The 20,687-nt window shown below is 61.5% G+C and carries 18 protein-coding genes; 15 read left to right on the forward strand and 3 right to left on the reverse strand.

The window, feature by feature from the left end; genetic code table 11:
- The first annotated feature begins 1 nt into the window (after position 1).
- Both ugpC and O0879_RS20000 read left to right on the forward strand, forming a co-directional pair.
- Positions 2 to 1,042 (forward strand): sn-glycerol-3-phosphate ABC transporter ATP-binding protein UgpC, encoded by a 1,041-nt coding sequence (gene ugpC / locus O0879_RS19995; protein WP_289918340.1) that lies wholly within the window; start codon positions 2 to 4, stop codon positions 1,040 to 1,042.
- A 107-nt stretch (positions 1,043 to 1,149) separates the two neighbouring features.
- Positions 1,150 to 3,612 (forward strand): TonB-dependent receptor, encoded by a 2,463-nt coding sequence (locus tag O0879_RS20000; RefSeq protein WP_251349989.1) that lies wholly within the window; start codon positions 1,150 to 1,152, stop codon positions 3,610 to 3,612.
- A 152-nt stretch (positions 3,613 to 3,764) separates the two neighbouring features.
- Here O0879_RS20000 and O0879_RS20005 read toward each other — a convergent pair whose 3' ends face one another.
- Together O0879_RS20005 and xseA are read right to left on the reverse strand one after the other, a co-directional pair.
- On the reverse strand, positions 3,765 to 4,997 hold the full coding sequence (locus O0879_RS20005; protein WP_289918341.1) for a hypothetical protein: 1,233 nt from the start codon (positions 4,995 to 4,997) through the stop codon (positions 3,765 to 3,767).
- A gap of 77 nt (positions 4,998 to 5,074) precedes the next feature.
- Positions 5,075 to 6,436: an exodeoxyribonuclease VII large subunit gene (gene xseA, locus O0879_RS20010; protein WP_289918343.1), complete on the reverse strand. Its 1,362-nt coding sequence runs from the start codon at positions 6,434 to 6,436 to the stop codon at positions 5,075 to 5,077.
- A gap of 334 nt (positions 6,437 to 6,770) precedes the next feature.
- Between xseA and O0879_RS20015 the strand changes: the two genes are divergently transcribed.
- The 10 genes from O0879_RS20015 (at position 6,771) to O0879_RS20060 (ending at position 14,996) form a co-directional block, all read left to right on the forward strand.
- Positions 6,771 to 7,244, forward strand: coding sequence for a hypothetical protein (locus O0879_RS20015; protein ID WP_289918345.1), 474 nt, complete (start codon positions 6,771 to 6,773; stop codon positions 7,242 to 7,244).
- A gap of 521 nt (positions 7,245 to 7,765) precedes the next feature.
- Positions 7,766 to 8,368 (forward strand): MotA/TolQ/ExbB proton channel family protein, encoded by a 603-nt coding sequence (locus O0879_RS20020; protein WP_251349991.1) that lies wholly within the window; start codon positions 7,766 to 7,768, stop codon positions 8,366 to 8,368.
- Complete coding sequence (locus tag O0879_RS20025) at positions 8,365 to 8,805, forward strand: biopolymer transporter ExbD (RefSeq protein WP_289918346.1); 441 nt, start codon at positions 8,365 to 8,367, stop codon at positions 8,803 to 8,805. The genes O0879_RS20020 and O0879_RS20025 overlap by 4 nt, the downstream gene beginning before the upstream one ends.
- 74 nt (positions 8,806 to 8,879) lie before the next feature.
- Positions 8,880 to 9,935: a tetraacyldisaccharide 4'-kinase gene (lpxK, locus tag O0879_RS20030; protein ID WP_289918348.1), complete on the forward strand. Its 1,056-nt coding sequence runs from the start codon at positions 8,880 to 8,882 to the stop codon at positions 9,933 to 9,935.
- Positions 9,916 to 10,092 (forward strand): Trm112 family protein, encoded by a 177-nt coding sequence (locus O0879_RS20035; RefSeq protein WP_010395789.1) that lies wholly within the window; start codon positions 9,916 to 9,918, stop codon positions 10,090 to 10,092. Before lpxK ends, O0879_RS20035 begins: the two co-directional genes overlap by 20 nt.
- Before the next feature lie 2 nt (positions 10,093 to 10,094).
- A complete protein-coding gene (gene kdsB, locus O0879_RS20040) occupies positions 10,095 to 10,850 on the forward strand; it encodes a 3-deoxy-manno-octulosonate cytidylyltransferase (protein WP_289918349.1) in 756 nt (251 codons plus the stop codon).
- Positions 10,851 to 11,094: 244 nt separating this feature from the next.
- Positions 11,095 to 11,751, forward strand: a complete 657-nt coding sequence (adk, locus tag O0879_RS20045; RefSeq protein WP_077400901.1) for an adenylate kinase — start codon at positions 11,095 to 11,097, stop codon at positions 11,749 to 11,751.
- 180 nt (positions 11,752 to 11,931) lie between these two features.
- Entirely contained in the window at positions 11,932 to 14,055 is a 2,124-nt protein-coding gene (locus O0879_RS20050) for a sodium-translocating pyrophosphatase (RefSeq protein ID WP_289918351.1), read from the forward strand.
- 190 nt (positions 14,056 to 14,245) lie between these two features.
- Complete coding sequence (locus O0879_RS20055) at positions 14,246 to 14,632, forward strand: hypothetical protein (RefSeq protein ID WP_289900019.1); 387 nt, start codon at positions 14,246 to 14,248, stop codon at positions 14,630 to 14,632.
- Positions 14,633 to 14,645: 13 nt separating this feature from the next.
- Positions 14,646 to 14,996, forward strand: coding sequence for a glycine zipper family protein (locus tag O0879_RS20060; protein WP_289918352.1), 351 nt, complete (start codon positions 14,646 to 14,648; stop codon positions 14,994 to 14,996).
- A 129-nt stretch (positions 14,997 to 15,125) separates the two neighbouring features.
- Here O0879_RS20060 and O0879_RS20065 read toward each other — a convergent pair whose 3' ends face one another.
- Positions 15,126 to 17,183 (reverse strand): TonB-dependent receptor, encoded by a 2,058-nt coding sequence (locus tag O0879_RS20065; RefSeq protein WP_289918354.1) that lies wholly within the window; start codon positions 17,181 to 17,183, stop codon positions 15,126 to 15,128.
- Positions 17,184 to 17,503: 320 nt separating this feature from the next.
- Here O0879_RS20065 and O0879_RS20070 point away from each other — a divergent pair, with 320 nt between their 5' ends.
- The 3 genes from O0879_RS20070 to ggt all read left to right on the forward strand — a co-directional run bounded on the left by O0879_RS20070 (position 17,504) and on the right by ggt (position 20,680).
- Entirely contained in the window at positions 17,504 to 17,899 is a 396-nt protein-coding gene (locus tag O0879_RS20070) for a hypothetical protein (RefSeq protein ID WP_289918356.1), read from the forward strand.
- 152 nt (positions 17,900 to 18,051) lie between these two features.
- Positions 18,052 to 18,810: a 3-hydroxyacyl-CoA dehydrogenase gene (locus O0879_RS20075; RefSeq protein WP_099665094.1), complete on the forward strand. Its 759-nt coding sequence runs from the start codon at positions 18,052 to 18,054 to the stop codon at positions 18,808 to 18,810.
- Between the two features lie 94 nt (positions 18,811 to 18,904).
- The gene (gene ggt, locus O0879_RS20080) at positions 18,905 to 20,680 is read left to right on the forward strand and encodes a gamma-glutamyltransferase (protein ID WP_289918358.1); all 1,776 of its coding nucleotides are present in this window, start codon (positions 18,905 to 18,907) and stop codon (positions 20,678 to 20,680) included.
- Positions 20,681 to 20,687: the final 7 nt, after the last annotated feature.

The raw sequence follows: 20,687 nt of genomic DNA on the forward strand, positions 1-20,687 counted from the left end.
CATGGCCGCCATCTCCCTGCGCGGCATCCGCAAGACCTACGGCGACGGCCCGGAAATCGTCAAGGGCCTGGACCTCGATATCCACGACGGCGAATTCATGGTCTTCGTCGGGCCATCGGGTTGCGGCAAGTCGACCCTGCTGCGCATGATCGCGGGTTTGGAAGACATCAGCGCCGGCCAGCTGCGCATCGGCGACTTGCTGGCCAACGACGTGGCACCGGCAGAACGGGGCATCGCCATGGTCTTCCAGAGCTACGCCTTGTATCCGCACATGACGGCGCGCGACAACATGGGTTTTGCCCTGAAACTGGCGGGCAGGCCGGAAGCGGAGGTGCGCGCGGCAGTCGGCAAGGTGGCCGAGATTTTGCAGATCACGCACTTGCTCGACCGCAAACCCAAGGCCTTGTCGGGCGGCGAGCGCCAGCGCGTGGCCATCGGCCGCTCCATCGTGCGCCAGCCCAAGGTGTTCCTGTTCGACGAGCCGCTGTCGAACCTCGATGCCTCGCTGCGCGTGCAGACGCGCATCGAGCTGGCCAAGCTGCACCAGGAACTGGGCACCACCATGATCTATGTCACGCATGACCAGGTCGAAGCCATGACACTCGGCGACAGGGTCGCCGTCTTCCACGGCGGCCACCTGGAGCAGGTGGGCGCGCCCCTGGAGCTGTACCGCCACCCGGCCAGCCAGTTCGTGGCCGGCTTCATCGGCGCGCTGCGCATGAATTTTTTGCCGTGCGCCGCCGTTCCCGCGCTGGCCAGCCAGCTCGGTGGCGAGGCGGGCATGCTGGTCGGCATACGCCCCGAACACCTGCGGCTGGTGCCGCGCAATGAAGGCTACGGCGCCACGGTCACCCTGATCGAGCAGCTGGGCGATGCGCAAATTATCCACGCCACGCTGGACGCCAGCCCCCATGCGGTGGCCATCAAGCTGCATGGCGAGGCGCGCCACGCGCTGACGCAGGGCAGCGCTATCGGCTTCGCGCCGGAAGAAGGCCATGCCTTTCTATTCGACACGGCCGGGCGCGCCGTGGCTACCCATTGACCCCGCACGGAGGCGACATGACTTCAGATTGACACCCAAAAAATGTGCAGCAGTAGCCAAAGAGCTATGTGATTATCATTCAACCAGCGGTACAGGAGACAACAACAATGCAACAGCTCAAACGCAATACCATCGCCCTCAGCCTGGCGCATGCGACCTTCGCCCAGTTCATTTTGCTGGGCAGCGGCGCCGCCATGGCCCAGGAAGCGGCCAGCACCGCGGCAGCCACCGACGCGGCAAAACCGGCCGCCGAGCAGATGGACCGCATCGTCGTCACGGCCACGCGCCGCAATACCTTCGTGCAGGAGACGCCGCTGGCCGTCACCGCCTTCAACCAGGACACCCTGCAAAACAATCAAGTCAAGGACCTGGCGTCGCTGGCCACCATGGTGCCCAGTCTCGTCGTCGAGCAGCATGGCGATTCCGGCGGCGTGCACGTCTACATGCGCGGCGTCGGCTCGGCCAACCACACGGAGCTGGGCGACCCGGCCGTCGCCTTCTATGTCGACGGCGTGTATTCGCCGCGTCCGCAGGGCGCCACGGCGCTGATGTATGACTTGAGCCACGTGGAGGTGGCGCGCGGACCGCAGGGCACCCTGAACGGCCGCAATTCGACGGCCGGCGCCGTCAATCTCGTGTCGGCCGCGCCGAGCACGGCCAAGTTCATGGGCTCGGCCGGCATCACCGTGGGCGACAAGCGCCATCTGCAGACGCAGGGCATGATCAATATCCCGTTTTCCGACGACGTGGCGCTGCGCATCGCCGCCATCAAGGATAGCCATGACGGCACGGTGGACTTCCGCCGCGGCTCGAACGTCATGCCGGGCACGGCCAAGTATGGCGCCGGCGACCAGATGGGCGTGCGCGCCTCCCTGCTGTGGAAGTTCACGCCGCAGTTGCGCGGCACGTTCATCGCCGACTACTTCCTCGACCAGGGCGCCGGCAACGTCTACCTGGCGGCCGAGCCGAAAGCGGGAGAGAAGCTGCGTTCGGCCCTGATCGACACGCCGGGCACCCTGGACCAGTCGATCCTGACCTACAAGGGCAAGCTCAATTACAAGCCGACCGATGCGCTGGACTTCACTTACCTGGGCAGCTGGAGCCGCTACAAGCGCCAGAACAGCAACGATTCCGATGCGGGCCTGTTCCCCGGCTTCAAGTCGGAAAACCGTACCGACTGGGCGCAGTTCGATAGCTATTCGCACGAGCTGCAGGCGCGCTCGGACGACGATGCGCCGTTCCAGTGGGTGGCGGGCCTGTTCCTGTTCAATGAAAAGAACAAGGTGCGCTTCGATATCGACCGCAGCCAGATTTCGCAGGCGGCCGTGCAGCAGGATATCGCCAACGGCGCCGTGATCTTCGTGCAGCCCACCGTGGGCCAGTATGCCTCGGCCATGTCCTTCATCCAGGGCGACCGCCAGTTGAAGTCAAAAGCCGTGTTCGGCCAGGTCAGCCAGCAAGTGACGGACCAGATCAAGCTGACGGCCGGCGCGCGCTATACGAAAGACCATAAATTCGATATCGGCGGCAAGAACTGGGCTTGCCCGAACTGGCCCGCGAATACGCCGCTGGGCACCACCGTGCTCACTGCCGACCAGCTGCGCCAGCTGGTCACGCCCGGCACGGGCCTGGCCAACACGCACAATATCGGCCCCGGCGGCGCCATCACGGCCGCCAGCTGCGGCAATACGCCGGGCGACAACACGGCGGACCTGAAGTATGGCCAGGCCACCTGGCTGGGCCGCATCGAGTACAAGCTGCGCCCGGACATTTTGCTGTTCGGCTCCGTGACGACGGGCTTCCACTCGCCGGCCATCGGCGACGGCGGCGCCACCACCAAGCCGGAAAAGCTGACCAGCTATGAAATCGGCTTCAAGTCGGACTTGCTGAACCGCGAACTGACCCTGAACCTCGATGCCTTCCTGATGAAGTACAAGGACAAGCTCGAGTCGCAGGTGGTCAACAGCGTGCTGGCCAACTTCAATGCGGCCGGCGCCACCGTCAAGGGCCTGGAAGCGGAATGGGTCTGGCGGCCAACAAAGGTCGACCGCCTGACGGGCAACGCCACCTGGCTGAAGGCCGTGTATGACGACTTCATGTCGTGCGACGTCGATGCGGCGCGCGCGAATGGCCAGTCCTGCGGTTCGACGGCGCCATTGGTGAGCGTGGGCGGCAGCACCATGAAGCATGCGCCGAAGTTTTCCACGACCGTCCAGTACGAGCATGATTTCAATGTCGCCGGCGGCCAGCTCACGCCGCGCGCCTCGGTGCACTACGAAACCATGTCGTATGTCGGTGCGGGCGCGTTCAACGGCGACGTGCCGGGCCATGCCGGCGTCAAGCGCCAGGAAGCGTATACGACGCTGGATCTGAGTCTGCGCTTCCAGCCGGCGAACAAGGCCTATACGGTGGAAGCGTTCGTGCAGAATGCCACCGACAAGGCCGTCAAGCTGGACGTCAATGAAATCTGCACGGACGTGGGCATGCCATGCCAGCCCACGCAGCAGATCTACGGCGCTTTCTACAACGCGCCGCGCACCTTTGGCGCGCGCGTGTCGATGAAGTTCTGATGGCGTAGGGGGAAAGAGCAGTCGCAGTAGCAGTCCACTCAGTAGGGAAGGTGTTGGGCCGGGGTTCTTCCCCGGCCTTTTTTGACTTTGAATTGAAATTCGCGGAATTTAGAGGTGAAATTAATGAAGAAAGTAATATGGATTATTTTAAATCAATCCTCCTTTTTTTGTCCATTAATTAATTTTGCAATCATATCTATCTTGTCTGAAATTTGAGGTTCAAATCCAGACGGATTTGCTTTTGAAAATGCGCTCTCACTTGTAATATTCCAATTCTCAAATATGTCAATTAGTTCCTTCCGATCTACTGAATTTCCATATATTTCTAAATGTAGTTTTCCAAAATTAATTGCGTGGGCTCGGTCAGAACGTTTTATGGATTCATGCATATATGCGTTGCTAACTGTAAATGCATGTTTTGCCCATAATCCCAGAACACTTAAAATTATTAATCCCTTGAATGTTACAAACAGAAGAGTCTGCCAAGGTAGGTTGTCAAGTGATGTGCCAAAACCTGCGCCGTAGAGGGATATAAATATTGCAGAAATAATCGCCGTAAATAATACTAGTATTCCCTGCGTGCTCCAGTGAAAAGCTTTTTTTTGATAAAGTATTTCTCTGTCGTCCAGTACTTTTAAAGCCGCAGCGACATATTCAGGAACTTTTAGTTCTATTCTCTCTTGAACTTGCTTTTTTGTTGTTTCTTCGAATTCAAAAACTCTTTCGGCAAGTTCTTTTTCCTGTTGTTCAATGTTGTATTTTTTTTCGTCAATTTCTTTTAATTTTGTTTTTAACTTTAACTCTTCATCTTCTGCTAATCTTGCATAATGTAGCAGTTTGTTTTTTGATTCCAGTTCTAGATTTTCGAGCATACTTTCTCTCGTTCTGATAGCGCTCTCTAGGTCAGTAAGAAGTCTTTTTCTATCTTCAAATAAAGATGTGGATGCGTCATCTGCCCTGCTGCGTGTTTCATTAAAGTCTGCCTCCATAGCGCGAACATGATCAATCCAAAATTTCCTTCTTTCAACTGGCAATGATTTTGCTATTCCTATCCTGTATTTGTAAGATGGAGCTGAGTCTATGATTTTTAATGTTAATTCGTTGTTTGACTTTTCAAGAATCTTTGCTATTTGGGGTGGTTGAACGAGTTCTAGAAATTTTGATATTGCATTTGAATTGCAGATTTTTAATATTTTAATTATTTGAGTGGCACTTAGTAGTGATAGCATTTTTGATGCTAAATTATGATTCAGTGACTCTAATATTTTATTTACGTTATCTGATTTGTTTTTTATAAGTGCTGTTGTGAATTCGTAGTCAGACAGGCTTTCTAATGCTACTTGTAAATCTGAATTTCTTAAAATGCTTAACTCATCATTTTCCATCGTGAATCTCTCTTTTTTTTAAATTGAAATTATTATTTTTCATTTTTGCTATCGCGTATTTAGGGGGATTTTTTGACCTATTCTAGTGTAGCTTGCACGCTGGCGATGCCGATCTGCGCGCTGCCTTCGGCCAGGCGCACGTTGACGTTCTGGCGCGCCTGCAGCTGCGCCGGCGAGCGCACGATCGCGCCTTTTTCATCGCGCAGGATGGCGTAGCCCCGTTCCAGGGTGCGCTGGGGATTGAGCAGTTCCAGCTGCGCCGCCAGGCCGTCGAGGCGGTGGCGGCGCTGCGTCAGTTGCTGCGCCATGGCCGCGCCGCCGCGCCGCTGCATTTCCACCAGGCGCGCGCGCGGCGCCGCGACGTCGGGCCGCAAGGCCGCCCAGCGCGCACGCAGGCGTTCCAGTGCGTACTGCGACTGATTCACGGGCGCGCGCGCCGCATGCGTCATGGCCGTCGACAGGGCCAGCAGCTGCAAACGCTGTTGCTGCAGTTGCGCCTTCGGGTTGAGCAGGCGGCGGCTGTGGCGGTCCAGGGTCTGCGCCACATCGTCGAGGCTGCGGCGCATGGCGCGGCGCAGGTCCGCCGCATCGGCGCGCAGGGACGCCATCCAGTCGGCGCGCGGCGTGGCCGCCAGTTCGGCCGCCGCCGTCGGCGTGGCCGCACGCAGGTCGGCCGCGAAGTCGGCGATGGTGAAATCCGTTTCGTGGCCCACGCCGCTGATCACGGGCATGGAGCAATCGGCGATTGCGTATGCCACGGCTTCATCGTTGAACGACCACAGATCCTCGATGCTGCCGCCGCCGCGGCATACCAGCAGCACGTCGCACTCGGCCCTGGTTGATGCCGTGCGGATGGCGTGCGCGATCTTTTCCGGCGCCTGCTGGCCCTGCACTGGCGTGGGGTAGAGGATGATGTTGACGTGCGGCGCGCGGCGCTTGAGCGCGATCAAGACGTCGCGCAGGGCGGCCGCCTGCGGGCTGGTGACGATGCCGATGCTGCGCGCGAACATGGGAATGGCGCGCTTGCGCTCCTGGTCGAACAGCCCTTGCGCGGCCAGCTTTTCCTTCAGGCGCTGGAACGCTTCATACAGGGCGCCCACGCCGGCGCGGCGGATGGCTTCCACGTTGATCTGGTAATCGCCGCGCGCGCCGTACAGGGTGACGAGGGCGCGCACTTCGACCTTGTCGCCTTCGCGCGGCGTGAAGCCGGCAAACTGGGCGCGGCCGCGGAACATCACGGCGCGCACCTGGGCGCCATCGTCCTTCAGGGTGAAATACCAGTGGCCGGAAGCGGCGCGCGTGAAGTTGGAAATCTCGCCGGCGATCCAGGTCAGGGGAAACGAGCGCTCGAGCAGGCGCGCGACGGCCTGGTTCAGGGCGCTGACGGTCAGCACGGGCGGGGCGGCAAAGCCGCTGTCAGTCGGGGTGTCGGTCATCATCAAGCTGGGGGAGGTGAGGGAACTGTCCACATATTATCGGCGAGGTCATGCTTATGTCATATATCGTGCAAAACAACAAGTTCTATTTCTAAGTATTTGATTTCATGATGAATTCCCATATGCCTGATTTGCGTGCACAGGGAAAAAAACCTTTAATATCAAGCACATCAGTATAGCCCCCGCCACTTACGCACAAAGTTATCCACAGAAAGTGTGCGGAACTTTTTGCCTTGGACAAACATGGCCCGGCAAGCCGGCATTGACCGATAAAAATGCCTTGCTACATTTTTGCGCACGGAAATAAAGAGCATAGGAATCAAGCGCTTAGTATGCCATGCATGGCCTTGCGCACAATCTTATCCACAAAAAATGTGCAGAACTCTGGCGCGGCGCCGGATTTATCCACTGGAATGCCCATGGCATGGCTTGCCTGAATTTTGCGCAGCATAAAAATAGCCATATAAATCAATGGCATAGCATCACATCATGGGCCTTGCTCACAATCTTATCCACAGAATATGTGCAAAACTGCATAAATCATTTCGCTTTTTCGCTTGCTTTTCCACCGCGCGGCCAGGCCATTGCGCTGCCTCATTTTTCAGCATTGAAAAAAACTCCTTTAAAATCAATGCTCTTTCATGGAGTCAATCCGCTTGCTCACAATCTTATCCACACTTTATGTGCGAAACTGCCTTTGCGGTGGAAAACTGCCGTTTCGAAGCGCAATCGGACCGATAAAAGCCAGCTTTTCAGCGCTTGCCACATTTTTATGCATGGCAATAAAAACGATATAAATCAAAGTACTTAGCGCGTATCCTTGCGCTTGCACACAATCTTGTCCACAGATTGTGTGCAGAACTTTGAGGGTCCCTCTGGCATCGATTTCGCACCCGCTGCCACTTTTTTACTCATCGATTTAATTTCCTTTAAAATCAATGGCTTAATTGAATTCCTCGGCTTTGCACACAATCTTGTCCACAGTAAATGTGCAGAACTCTTGAATTCTTGATTTTATGGCATTGACTCCTGTCGATAAGCTGCTATGCCTGTATTTTGCGCAGTACAATAATTCGCTTGTAAATCAAGGGCTTGCATGCTGGACTTCATGCTTGCTCACAATCTTATCCACACAAAGTGTGCAAAACCGGGTGCGCTTGACGCGCGGCCGCCGGGCCGTGTGGACAAGTGCCATGCGGGCGCCACTTGCCGCCGGCGCGGCAACGCGCTACATTGCGCCATTCCCGCGCGGACGTACAATCGGTCTTCGGCGCTCGGTACAATACAGGCTGTTCGGGCGGTCCATCGCCTTCCCTCTATCAGGAGTTTCTTTTGCTCGCTATATTTCAAGCCGCTGGCTGGCCCATCTGGCTGTTGTTGATCGCTTCCATCGTCGCCCTGGCCCTGATCATCGAGCGCCTGCTGTATTTGCGCCGCGTCAAGATACTGCCCCGCAAGCTGTTTGATGAAGTGGTGCAGGTGTATCGCAGCGGCAAGATCACGCCGGACACGGTGGCCAAGCTGGAGGACAACTCGCCGCTGGGCGTGGTGCTGGCCGCCGCCCTGCGCAACGTCGACGCGCCGCGCGAAGTGATGAAGGAATCGATCGAAGAGGCGGGCAGCGGCGTGGCCCACACGCTGGAACGTTTCTTGACGACCCTGGGCACCATCGCCACCCTGGCGCCGCTGATGGGGCTGTTCGGCACGGTGATCGGCATGATCGAGATTTTTGCCTCGCCCGGCGCCACCGCGTCGAACGCGGCGCTGTCGCACGGTATTTCCGTCGCCTTGTATAACACGGCGTTTGGCCTGGCCATCGCCATGCCGGCCCTGATTTTCTACCGCCACTTCCGCGCCCTCGTCGACAGCTTTGTCATTGACATGGAGCAACAAGCGGTCAAGTTCGTCGACATCGTCCACAGTGGCCGCAAATGAACTTCCGCAAAGGCAAGGGGCGTGAAGACCCCGAAATCAACCTGATCCCGTTCATCGACGTGTTGCTGGTGATCCTGATCTTCCTCATGGTCAGCACCACCTACAGCAAGTTCACGGAGCTGCAGATCACCTTGCCGACGGCCGATGCCGAGCAAGCGAAGGACAAGCCGCAGCAGGTCGACGTCACCATCGATGCCAAGGGTAACTACACGGTCAACCGCGAACCCGTCTCGTTCCGCGACGTGGCCGGCCTGGCTGACGCCTTGCAGGATGCGGCCAAGGCGGCCAATGGCGGCAAGGCGCCCGCGCAGACGCCCGTCGTGGTGGTCAACGCCGACCAGTTCGCCATGCACCAGATGGTCATCCACGTCATGGAAGCGGCGCGCCTGGCCGGCTATGAAAAGCTGACGTTTGCGGCGCAGGCGGGCGGCAAGTAAGTTCCGACCGTTACCGGCAACAAAATTGGGGACTGACCCGTCGGGTCGGACCCCAGCCCTTTACCCTTCACCGCATGCCCACTTCCTCACCCCTCAAGCTTGAATCCACTCTCCCCCGCGTCTGGCTGACGCGCGGGCCGCTGGCGTGCGCGCTATGGCCCGTGTCGCTGCTGTTCGGCGCCTTGAGCAGCGTCAGGCGCGGCCTGTACCGGGCCAACATCCTGACATCGGCGCGCCTGCCCGTGCCCGTCGTCGTCGTCGGCAATATTTTCATCGGCGGCACGGGCAAGACGCCGCTGACGATCTGGCTGGTGCAAGCCTTGCGCGACGCGGGCATGCGCCCGGGCGTCATTTCGCGCGGCCATGGCAGCGCCGACCGCTTGCCGCGCGCCGTCAGCGCCGCCTCCACGCCGCAACAGGTGGGCGACGAGCCGCTGCTGATCTTCCAGCGCGGCGGCTGCCCCGTGGTGGTGGGGCGCGACCGCGCGCAAGCGGGCAGGGCGCTGCTGGCCGCGCATCCGGACGTCGACGTGCTGGTGACGGACGACGGCTTGCAGCATTACGCCTTGCAGCGCGACGTGGAAATCGTGCTGTTCGACGGCCGCGGCGCCGGCAATGGCTGGCTGCTGCCGGCTGGACCGCTGCGCGAATCGCCGCGCCGCCAGCGCGACGTGACGGTGATTAATGCGCCCGAGCTGGCGCCGGCACTGGTGGACCAGGTCGCGCCGCAAGGCGGGCTGGTGGTGCAGATGCGGCTGGCCGGCGGCGTGGCCGAGCGCCTGCTGAACCGTGGCGAAAGCATGGCCCTTGCCGACCTGGCGGCCAGCGGCCAGCGCATCGTGGCGGCGGCCGGCATCGGCAATCCCGGGCGCTTCTTTGCCATGCTGCGCGGGGCCGGACTGGACTTCACGGAACTGCCCCTGCCCGACCATCACGACTTCCTCGACCAGCCATTTGCCGCCCTCGACACGGATGTGATCTTGATCACCGAGAAGGATGCAGTAAAATGTGCGCAAATTGAACATCTCAAAGATGACCCGAGACTGTGGGTCGTCCCCGTCAGTGCGCGCATCGATAGCGCGCTGGCCCAACAAATTGTGGAGAAATGTCGTGGACGCTCGACTGCTTGATATCCTGGTCTGCCCTGTTTGCAAGGGTCCGCTTGAACACGATAAGAAGGCGCAGGAACTGATTTGCCGCGCCGACCGTCTGGCCTATCCTATCCGCGATGGCATCCCCATCATGTGGGCGGACGAAGCGCGCACCCTGCAAGACGCAGTGGAATAACGATGGCGTTCATCGTCATCATCCCGGCCCGCCTGGCCTCGACGCGCCTGCCGGGCAAGCCGCTGGCCGACCTGGGCGGCAAACCCATGGTGGTGCGCGTGGCCGAGCAGGCGCTGCTCTCGGGCGCCGCGCGCGTCATCGTCGCCACCGACCATGACAGCATCCGCGCAGCCTGCGCCGTGCATGGCGTGGAAGTGTGCATGACGCGCAGCGACCATCCGTCGGGCACTGACCGCATCGCCGAAGTGGCGCGCACGCTCGGGCTGCCGCCGGACGCTGTCGTCGTCAACCTGCAGGGCGACGAACCGTTGATCGATCCGGCCCTGCTGGCCGCCTGCGCGGCGCAGATCAGCGCCGCCGTCCCCATGGCTACCTGCGCCCATCCGCTGCATGATGTGGCCGACGCGTTCAATCCGAACGTGGTGAAGGTTGTGCTGGACAAGAACGGCCGCGCCTTGTATTTCTCGCGCGCCACCATCCCTTGGCACCGCGACGGCTTCGCGCAGTCGAAAGACAGCTTGCCGGCAGGCTACGTGCCCCTGCGGCATATCGGCCTGTATGCGTACAGCAATGCGTTTTTGCAAGAATATCCGCAATTGTCCGCCTCGCCGCTGGAAGCCATCGAGGCGCTGGAGCAGTTGCGCGTGCTGTGGCACGGTGTTGCCATCGCCGTCCACGTGACCGATAGCGCCCCGGCCGCCGGTGTCGATACGCCGGAAGATCTTGCCAGGGTGCAAGCCCACTACGGCGCCCTGTAAGCGCTACCCGCAAAACGGCAGGCGTGCAAATATAATTTTGTGCGCCTGCAGTAAAAACCACATTTTGAAACGTGCGCCGCGCGAATTGCTGGCTTTGATCAATCAGGGCATAGCAATTCGATAGCAAACTGGCGTTCCGGGGATTTTTTGTGGTAAGTTTCGTAGGGAAAGATAGCCTTAGCAACACCATCTAAAAAAAATTACACATACCACCATCCAAAATCTGTTTTTTAGGAACTTTTCAATGCGTCTGATACTTTTAGGAGCACCCGGTGCCGGCAAGGGCACCCAAGCTAATTTCATCAAAGAAAAATACAACATTCCACAAATCTCCACGGGCGACATGCTGCGCGCGGCGATCAAGGAAGGCTCCGAACTGGGCCTGGCCGCGAAAAAAGTCATGGATGCGGGCGGCCTCGTGTCGGACGACATCATGATCGGCCTGGTCAAGAATCGCCTGCAGGAAGCCGATTGCGCCAATGGCTACCTGTTTGACGGCTTCCCGCGCACCATCGCGCAAGCGGACGCCATGAAAGACGCCGGCATCAATGTCGACTACGTGCTGGAAATCGACGTGCCTGACGCTTCGATCATCGAGCGCATGGACGGCCGCCGCAGCCACCCGGGTTCGGGCCGCGTGTATCACGTCAAATTCAACCCGCCCAAGGTCGACGGCGTCGATGACATCACCGGCGAACCGCTGATCCAGCGCGACGACGACAAGGCGGAAACGGTCAAGAAGCGCCTGGACGTGTACCACAACCAGACCAAGGTCTTGTTGGGCTACTACAATGACTGGGCCAAGTCCGGCCTGCCAGGCGCACCGAAATACCGCCGCATCGCCGGCGTCGGTCCGGTCGAGCAAATCCGCGACAGCGCATTTGCCGCCCTGGCGGAATAAGCAGTTTATGAAAAGCGGACCTGAGTGTCCGCTTTTTTTGTGCCCGCTTTTCAACAGCGGTGCCACATCGTTTTCGTGGTTCAGGTTTTTTGCAGGTCGTGTTTTCCTGGCTGCGCGTGCCTACCCGGTGCGGTCTGCAGCTGTTGGCAATGACGTCGGATAAAAACAGAAGGGGACGATATGGCAGCAAGCTTGTGGTTTGCGGTAGCCTGCGGCGTGGTCGCAGTCATTTACGGTTTGGTATCGCGCAGCTGGATCCTGAGGCAGGATCCCGGCAACGCGCGCATGCAGGAAATCGCCCTGGCCATCCAGCAGGGCGCGGCCGCCTACCTGGCGCGCCAGTACCGCACCATCGCCATCGTCGGCGTGGTGTTATTGATCGCCATCTATGCGCTGCTTGGCCTGCACACGGCGCTGGGCTTCTTGATCGGCGCCGTGCTGTCGGGCGCCTGCGGCTTCATCGGCATGAATGTCTCCGTGCGGGCCAATGTGCGCACGGCGCAGGCGGCCACCCTGGGTATTAACCAGGCGCTGAACGTGGCCTTCAAGGGCGGGGCGATCACCGGCATGCTGGTGGTGGGACTGGGCCTGCTGGGCGTGACCCTGTTCTACTGGCTGCTGGCGACGACGGGCGCGCCCGGCCTCACGCAGCATGACCTGATCAAGCCCCTGATCGGCCTGGCCTTCGGCGCCTCGCTCATTTCCATCTTCGCGCGGCTCGGCGGCGGCATCTTTACCAAGGGCGCCGACGTGGGCGCGGACCTGGTGGGCAAGGTGGAGGCGGGCATCCCCGAGGACGATCCGCGCAACCCCGCCGTCATCGCCGACAACGTGGGCGACAACGTGGGCGACTGCGCCGGCATGGCGGCCGACCTGTTCGAAACCTATGTCGTGACCCTGATCGCCACCATGCTGCTGGGCGCACTGCTGATGGCAGAGGCCAGCAGCACGGCCATCATCTACCCGCTGCTGCTGGGCGCCGTCTCCATCCTCGCTTCCATCGTCGGCTGCTCGATGGTGAAGACGGCCCCCGGCAAGAAGATCATGTCGGCCCTGTACACGGGATTGTGGTGGGCGGCCGGCCTGTCGCTGGTCGGTTTTGCCGTGGTGACGTGGCTGCTGTGGCCCGACGACGCCATGCGCTACAAGATGCTGGGCGCCACCGTCGTCGGCATCGTCCTCACGGGCCTGATGGTGTACATCACCGAGTACTACACGGGCACGGATTTCAAGCCCGTGCGCCACATCGCCGAAGCGTCGACGACGGGCCACGGCACGAATATCATCGCCGGCCTGGGCGTGTCGATGAAGTCCACGGCGTATCCGGTGCTGGCCGTCTGCGTCGCCATCCTCGTTTCGTATCAATTGGCGGGCCTGTACGGCATCGCCATCGCGGCGACATCCATGCTGTCGATGGCGGGCATCATCGTCGCCCTTGACGCGTATGGCCCCATCACGGATAACGCGGGCGGCATCGCGGAAATGTCGGGCTTGCCCGACTCCGTGCGCGCCATCACCGATCCTTTGGATGCCGTCGGCAACACGACCAAGGCCGTCACCAAGGGCTACGCCATCGGCTCGGCCGGGCTGGCCGCGCTGGTGCTGTTCGCCGACTACACGCATGCACTCGAATCCGTGGGCCAGCACATCACCTTCGATTTGTCGAACCCCATGGTCATCGTCGGCCTGTTCATCGGCGGCTTGATACCGTATCTGTTCGGCGCCATGGCGATGGAAGCCGTGGGCCGCGCGGCCGGCGCCGTGGTGGTGGAGGTGCGGCGCCAGTTCCGCGACATCAAGGGCATCATGGAAGGCACGGCGCGGCCTGAATACGACAAGGCCGTGGACATGCTGACGGCGTCGGCCATCCGCGAAATGATCGTGCCGTCCCTGCTGCCCGTGGTGGTGCCCATCGTCGTGGGCATGTTGCTGGGGCCTGCGGCGCTCGGTGGCTTGCTGATGGGGACGATCGTCACGGGCCTGTTCGTGGCCATTTCCATGACCACGGGCGGCGGCGCCTGGGACAATGCGAAGAAATACATCGAGGATGGCCATTTCGGCGGCAAGGGTTCGGACGCGCACAAGGCAGCCGTCACGGGCGACACGGTGGGCGACCCGTACAAGGATACGGCCGGTCCAGCAGTGAACCCCTTGATCAAGATCATCAATATCGTGGCCCTGCTGCTGGTGCCGCTGCTGCCGGCCACGGGCTGGCTGGCCGTCAAGGCGCCGGCGCCCATCCACGCGCCCGCGCCGCCCATCCTGGCGCCGGCGACACCCGTGCAAAGCCTGCCCGCGCAATAAACTGCGCCATCCCGGCAGCCCCGTGGCCAGCGCCGCGGGGCTGTTTGTATTTTGCGCAAATGAAACTTTCCTGCCGTCCATATCCTCGGCGTATCAAAGGTGAGCAATTGTTACGGCGCCTTTGCTTGTGCTGGCTCTCTGTCAATAATGGAATGAGCGTCACAGTTGGGCATGAAGGCGGGAGGATGTCATGGACAGCATCAGCAGGAAGGGCGGCGCGCTGGCGGCGCTCTTGGTATTGGCGGTCACGGCGGGAGTGGCCCAGGCGGCGCCGGGCCGGCATGGCGGCTTTCACGGCGGCCACGGCCACTTCCATGGTCGTTCGCACGTGGGCGTCTGGGTGGGATCGCCCTGGTGGTATGGCTACGGGCCGGGCTGGTATGGCGACCCGTGGTATGGCTATCCCTATCCATATGGGCGCACCCTGATCGTGCAGCCGCCGCCCGTATACATCGAGCAGGGCGGCGAGCCGACGGTGCAGATGTGGTACTACTGCGCGAGACCGCAGGGCTATTATCCCTATGTGAAAAATTGCAGTACGGCATGGCGTGCCGTGCTGCCGACCAGCGTGCGCTGACGGGGAGGCGAAGATGAACACGAAAGCGTTGATGGGGCGTGCCGGCCTGCTGGCGCCCCTGCTGCTGGCCGCCTGCACGGTGATGCCGGAAGGGCCGTCGGCCACGGCCTTGCCCGGCACGGGCAAGAGCCCCGAGCAATTCCGCGTCGATGACGGCAGTTGCCGTGGCTACGCGCAGGCGCAGCTGGCCGGCACGGGCGCGGCCGACAGTTCCTCGCATGGCATGCAGCGCAGCTACGATGATTATTATCAGAAATGCATGTATGCGAGCGGCCACAAGGTGCCCGCGGCCGGGCGGATGCTGGGCAGCGTGCCGGCGAATGCCGCCACGCCGCCGCCCGATACGCCGCCGCCCCGGTACTAGGTTGCTACAACGCCTGGCACAAGCGTAGCGAGCGGAAGGGGGATGCGGTTGAGACGCGCAACTGTACGGAGGTACAGTGAGCATCGCAGACCGCAACCCGCGACGCGCAGCAGGTTTTGACAGGCGTGTTTAGAAGCGCGACGTCAGGCCGACAAACATGCGCCGTCCCGGCACGTAATAGTCGACCAGTCCATCGGCCATCGGACCCTTCTTGAACAGGTTTTGCACGCCGCCACGCACGGTCCATTGCGGCGTGACCTTGTACGACACGACGGTGTCGACGATGGTGTAGGCCTTGTCGGCCAGCTTGCCGGCGTCGAGTTCCTTGCCCGTGTACTGGGCCGAGACTTCGCCGAACAGCTGGTCGTTGACTTGCCAGCCCAGCGCCGAGTACCACGACAGCTTCGGCGTCGACAGCAGGTTGGCGCCCGTGGTCAGGTTTTTCGCTTCCGCCATGTAGGTGACGTTGTTACGCCAGTTCAGGTTTTTCGTCAGCGGGATGGTGGCCGTCGCTTCCAGGCCGCTGGTGCGCGCTTTCTGGATATTCGTCATCTTGGTCCACCAGCGCTGCTGGTAAAAGCCCAGCGGCGCATAGTCGATCTTGTTCTTGAAATCCGTGTGGAAGTAGGTCAAGCCCACATCCCAGCCATTCTGTTCCCACGCCACGCCGATCTCGCCGGCCGTGCTCGTTTCCGGCTTCAAGTCCGCATTGCCGGCCATGTAGCAGTCGCCCTTGATGTAGCCCAGCGGCTTGAGGCTGCCGCAACCGCGTCCGGCCGAGTTGGTCGCTGCCGCCGGCGAGTTTTCCTTCAGGCTGGGGGCGCGGAAGCCTTGCGAGATGCCGCCCTTGATGGTCCAGGCGGGGGCAGGGTGGTACACCAGGTACAGGCGCGGGCTGTAGTGGTTGCCGAACTTGCTGTGGTGATCGAGGCGCAAGCCGGCCGTGGCCGTCAAGTCCTCGCGCAGGAACAATTGATCTTCCGCAAACAGGGCCGAGGTGGTGCCGGACAGGGTCGCGCCGCTCACGGTATTGCCCAGGTAATCGGTGGGCACGGTGCCGATGGTGTTCGTGTTCGTCAGTTCCTGGTGCTTCCACTGGCCGCCCATCACCAGCATTTGCTCGATGCCGCCCCAGCCGACCCGTTTTTCCAGGCTGGCATCGAGCGTGCTGTCCTTGGATTTGGCCACCGTGCCGACGAATTGGTTGTCGAAATCGTTGTGATACAGGTTGACCGTGGTCTTGCCGAAGTCCCAGCGGCCTTCGTAGCCGAGGCTGACGCTCTTGCGTATCAGCTTGTTGGCGCCCCAGCTGGGAACCAGCGACTCGCCGTCCGCATCGCGTGTGCTCGAACCGCTGGCTTCCTGCCTGCCATAGCTGGCGTCCAGCGACAGGTTCTGTTTCTTGCCCAGCGCCCAGGTCAGCTGGCCCGAGACAGTCTGGTTGCGTTCGCCGCCGATGCCGCCCGCTTTGTCGAATTTTTCATCGGGATTCTGGCGCGTCTGGCTCACGCCCAGGCGCATGCCCACCGTGTCCGACAGGGGGCCGGCCAGGTTGACGCCCAGCTGGTGCGCCGTGCCGCGGTCGCTTTCCTGCGGTTGCGTGTAGTTGGCCGTGGCCGAACCGTTCCACTTGCCCGGCACCTTGCGCGTGATGATGTTGATCACTCCGCCCATGGCGTCCGAACCGTACAGCGACGACATGGGTCCGCGCACCACTTCGATGCGCTCAATCATGTCGGGCGAGATCCAGTTCAAGTCCTGGCGGCCCAGGTCGGGACGGTAAGCCGTGTCGCTCGAGCTGCCCACGCGCTTGCCGTCGACCAGGATCAGGGTGTATTTGTCGGGCAAACCGCGCAGCTTGATCTTCGACGCTTCGCCTTCGGGGCCGGTGCCGCCCGTCACGCCGGGGATACGGCGCAGCAAGGTATTCAAGTCATACACGGGCTGGCGCTCGATTTCCTCGCGCGTGATGACGCTGATGCTGGCCGGCGCATCCTTGATGTCGATGGCCGTGCCGGACGCCGTGACGACTACCGTGTTCATGGTGGGATCGGCGGCCGCATTGCCTTCGGCCCAGGCGTTGCTGACGGCCAGCGAGAGCAGGCAGGGCAGGAGCAGGGCGGCGGAATGCATGGAGCGGGCGGGAGTGGAAACGGGGGCTGCGAAGGCGGGACTACGCTTGGTCATGGTGAACTTTCCGGATGTTGTTATTTCCTGGCTGCCTTCCGGGTGGCTCGGGTATGAATGAATGAAAAGAGTAAAAAATGCGCTCCCATCCTGCGAATGAGAATAAGAATCGTTCTTATTGTAATGCCATACTGGCAAGAAGGAAAGTGCTGAAAGGAAATAAAACACCGTTACGCTGTGCGCATGGCAGGTACAAGCGTGACAAATTGTTACCCGCGCTGGCATCTGGCGCGGCGTGTGCCAATAATGAAAGTTGCGATGGATGCTTGGGAGGCGGCATGAAGAGGCTGGCAAAAATGATATCGGCACTGGCGTGCTCCATGCTGCTCGCTGGCGGCCATGCCCGGGCGCAGGAGCAGGCGGCGCCTGCTGAGTCCTTGACTGAGCCTTTGCCCGTGTGCCAGCTCGACCCGCGCGACAGCGGCAAGCTGGCGGTGGAGCCGTGCCGCCCGGCGCCGCCCGTGCAGCCGCGCCGTTCCGTGGCACAGGTGATCGGCCGCATGCCGGCGCAGCCTGCGTCACCGGTCGTGCCCATCGCGCCCCTGCCGCCCAGCCCCGCCGTGTCGATGCCGCGCGCGCCGCAGCCCATCGGCTCATGCGATTCAGGCGGTTGCCGCGATGCGGCAGGCGCGCGCTACAACGGCGCGGGCAACGCCACGCTCGATGCCAACGGGCGCATCTGTCACCGCAATGGCGCTTTCATGCAGTGTTTTTAACTTTCTCATTCGCCAGCGCTGCAAGTTTTCGCTCGGTGACCATAAAAATGGCTACAATTGTCGCCGACATTACGTTTACGTAAACGTAATGATGGCATCATGTATCAACCATCAGGCGCCGGGAACACGGCCCTTATCACTCAGGAGATTTCATGCAGATTCAGGACAATGTATTCATCATCACGGGCGGCGCATCGGGCTTGGGCGCCGCCACGGCGCGCATGCTGACGGCGGCCGGCGGCAAGGTCGTGCTGGCCGACGTGCAGACGGAAGCGGGCCAGGCGCTGGCCGCTGAACTCGGTGGCGTGTTCGTCCAGTGCGACGTGACGTCGGAAGAGGACGGCCTGGCCGTGGTGGCGGCAGCCACGAAGCTTGGCACCTTGCGCGGCCTGGTCAACTGCGCCGGCGTGGCGCCTGCCGTGAAAACCGTGGGCAAGGATGGCCCGCATCCGCTGGCCCTGTTCCAGAAGGTCGTCAACATCAACCTGGTGGGCACCTTCAATATGTGCCGCCTGGCGGCCGACGCCATGGCGAAACAGGATGCGACGGCCGAAGGCGAGCGCGGCATCATCATCAACACGGCGTCCGTGGCGGCCTACGATGGCCAGATCGGCCAGGCCGCGTATGCGTCGTCGAAGGCGGCCGTGGTGGGCCTGACCCTGCCGATGGCGCGCGACCTGTCGCGCAACGGCATTCGCGTCATGACGGTGGCGCCCGGCATTTTCGAAACGCCGATGTTGCTGGGCATGCCGGCCGAAGTGCAGGACGCGCTGGGCAAGATGGTGCCGTTCCCTTCGCGCCTGGGCAAGCCTGGCGAATACGCGCAACTGGTGAAAGCCATCGTGGAAAACGTTATGCTCAATGGCGAGACCATCCGCCTGGACGGCGCCATCCGCATGCAGCCCAAGTAAGGGGCAGTGCCTTGACGGGCATTTGATGTAGGATACCCCCGTATGGGGCGTACAGCCTTGCCTGGCTGTGCGCCCTTTTTTTATCGGAGAATCCATGATCATATTGAAGCCGCTGGCGCTGAGCCTGACCTTGCTGGGAGCCCTCGCTGCCAGTCCCGCATTTGCCGAAGTGCCGCAAAAGGCACCGGAAATCGCCACCGCGTATGCGGAAAAATCGGGTTGGGCGGCACAGAAATTCATGGTTGCCGCCGCCAATCCGCTGGCCGCCGATGCCGGCTACCAGATGCTGAAAAAGGGCGGCAGCGCCATCGACGCGGCCATCGCCACGCAGCTGGTGCTCACGCTGGTCGAGCCGCAATCATCGGGCATCGGCGGCGGCGCCTTTTTGCTGTACTCCACGGCCAAGGGCGTGCAAGCGTTCGACGGGCGCGAAACGGCGCCTGCTAGCGCCGATGAACACCTGTTCCAGAATGCCGACGGCAGTCCCGTCTCGCGCGCCACGGGCGTGGTGGGCGGGCGTTCCGTGGGCGCGCCGGGCGTGCTGCGTATGCTGGAACTGGCGCACAAGGAACACGGCAAGCTGCCGTGGGCGACCCTGTTCGGCCCCGCCATCAAGCTGGCGCACGGCGGCTTTCCCGTCAGCCAGCGCCTCAACGGCCTGCTGAACTGGGACCAGGCCCTGAAGCGCGACCCGGTCGCCGCCGCGTATTTCTATGATCCGGACGGCAAGGCCTGGCCCGTCGGCCACGTGCTGAAAAACCCGCAGCTGGCGCGCACCCTGCGCGAGATCGCCCGTGGCGGCGCCGACGCGTTTTACAACGGCCGCATCGCGCGCGACATCGCCGCCAAGGTGGCGGCGCATCCGACCAATCCGGGCAAGCTGACGGCGCAGGACATCGCCGACTACCGCGCCAAGGTGCGCGAACCCGTCTGCAGCGACTACAAGGCCTGGACCGTGTGCGGCATGCCGCCGCCATCGTCGGGCGGCATCGCCATCGCGCAGATGCTGGGCATGCTGGAAGTGAAGGATATCCGCCCATATGCGCCCGTCGACGGTGTGCTCGATGCGCGGGCGATCCACCTGTTCTCGGAAGCGGGGCGCCTGGCCTACGCGGACCGCAACCGCTACGTGGCCGACACGGACTTCGTGCCGCTGCCGGGCAATGGCGTCGCCTCGATGCTGGATAAAACCTATCTGGCGCAGCGCGCCTCGCTGATCGGCGAGAAATCCATGGGCAAGGCCATGCCTGGCACGCCGCCGGGCATGCAGGTGGCGTGGGGCATGGACAACGCCTTGCAGCGCCCGTCGACCTCGCACCTGGTGGCGGTGGACGCTTTTGGGGGCGGCCTGTCGATGACCACCAGCGTGGAAGACGCGTTCGGTTCGCGCCAGATGGTCGACGGCTTTTTGCTGAATAACCAGCTGACGGATTTCTCGTTCGATTCGCGCGATGCGGACGGCCCCATCGCCAACCGGGTCGAAGCGGGCAAGCGTCCGCGCAGCGCCATGTCGCCCACCCTCGTGTTCGAGAAGGGCACGCACAAGCTGGTGCTGGCGACGGGTTCGCCCGGCGGCTCGTCCATCATCAACTATGTCGCCAAGGTGCTGGTCGGCACCATGGACTGGGGCTTGAACGTGCAGCAAGCGATCAGCCTGCCGAACTTCGGCAGCCGCAATGGCCCGACGGAGCTGGAAAAGGGCCGCGCGCCTGTCGCGCAGGTCGAGGCGCTGCAGGCGATGGGCCACGAGGTGCGCGTGATCGAACAGAATTCCGGCCTGCAGGGCATCATGCGGCTGAATGCGCATGGCAAGGACTTCTGGTTTGGCGGCGCCGATCCGCGTCGTGAAGGCATGGTCAAGGGAGATTGAAACTTTT

This window comes from Janthinobacterium sp. SUN120, assembly GCF_030397735.1.
Classification (GTDB): domain Bacteria; phylum Pseudomonadota; class Gammaproteobacteria; order Burkholderiales; family Burkholderiaceae_D; genus Janthinobacterium; species Janthinobacterium kumbetense.

Coding starts and splice junctions, on each gene's coding strand:
- O0879_RS20005 (WP_289918341.1), bottom strand. CDS start 4,997: ATGGAAAATGATGAGTTAAGCATTTTAAGAAATTCAGATTTACAAGTA.
- ugpC (WP_289918340.1), top strand. CDS start 2: ATGGCCGCCATCTCCCTGCGCGGCATCCGCAAGACCTACGGCGACGGC.
- O0879_RS20025 (WP_289918346.1), top strand. CDS start 8,365: ATGAACTTCCGCAAAGGCAAGGGGCGTGAAGACCCCGAAATCAACCTG.
- O0879_RS20075 (WP_099665094.1), top strand. CDS start 18,052: ATGCAGATTCAGGACAATGTATTCATCATCACGGGCGGCGCATCGGGC.
- kdsB (WP_289918349.1), top strand. CDS start 10,095: ATGGCGTTCATCGTCATCATCCCGGCCCGCCTGGCCTCGACGCGCCTG.
- O0879_RS20055 (WP_289900019.1), top strand. CDS start 14,246: ATGGACAGCATCAGCAGGAAGGGCGGCGCGCTGGCGGCGCTCTTGGTA.
- xseA (WP_289918343.1), bottom strand. CDS start 6,436: ATGATGACCGACACCCCGACTGACAGCGGCTTTGCCGCCCCGCCCGTG.
- O0879_RS20050 (WP_289918351.1), top strand. CDS start 11,932: ATGGCAGCAAGCTTGTGGTTTGCGGTAGCCTGCGGCGTGGTCGCAGTC.
- O0879_RS20060 (WP_289918352.1), top strand. CDS start 14,646: ATGAACACGAAAGCGTTGATGGGGCGTGCCGGCCTGCTGGCGCCCCTG.
- O0879_RS20065 (WP_289918354.1), bottom strand. CDS start 17,183: ATGACCAAGCGTAGTCCCGCCTTCGCAGCCCCCGTTTCCACTCCCGCC.
- adk (WP_077400901.1), top strand. CDS start 11,095: ATGCGTCTGATACTTTTAGGAGCACCCGGTGCCGGCAAGGGCACCCAA.
- O0879_RS20000 (WP_251349989.1), top strand. CDS start 1,150: ATGCAACAGCTCAAACGCAATACCATCGCCCTCAGCCTGGCGCATGCG.
- O0879_RS20015 (WP_289918345.1), top strand. CDS start 6,771: ATGCATGGCCTTGCGCACAATCTTATCCACAAAAAATGTGCAGAACTC.
- ggt (WP_289918358.1), top strand. CDS start 18,905: ATGATCATATTGAAGCCGCTGGCGCTGAGCCTGACCTTGCTGGGAGCC.
- lpxK (WP_289918348.1), top strand. CDS start 8,880: ATGCCCACTTCCTCACCCCTCAAGCTTGAATCCACTCTCCCCCGCGTC.
- O0879_RS20070 (WP_289918356.1), top strand. CDS start 17,504: ATGCTGCTCGCTGGCGGCCATGCCCGGGCGCAGGAGCAGGCGGCGCCT.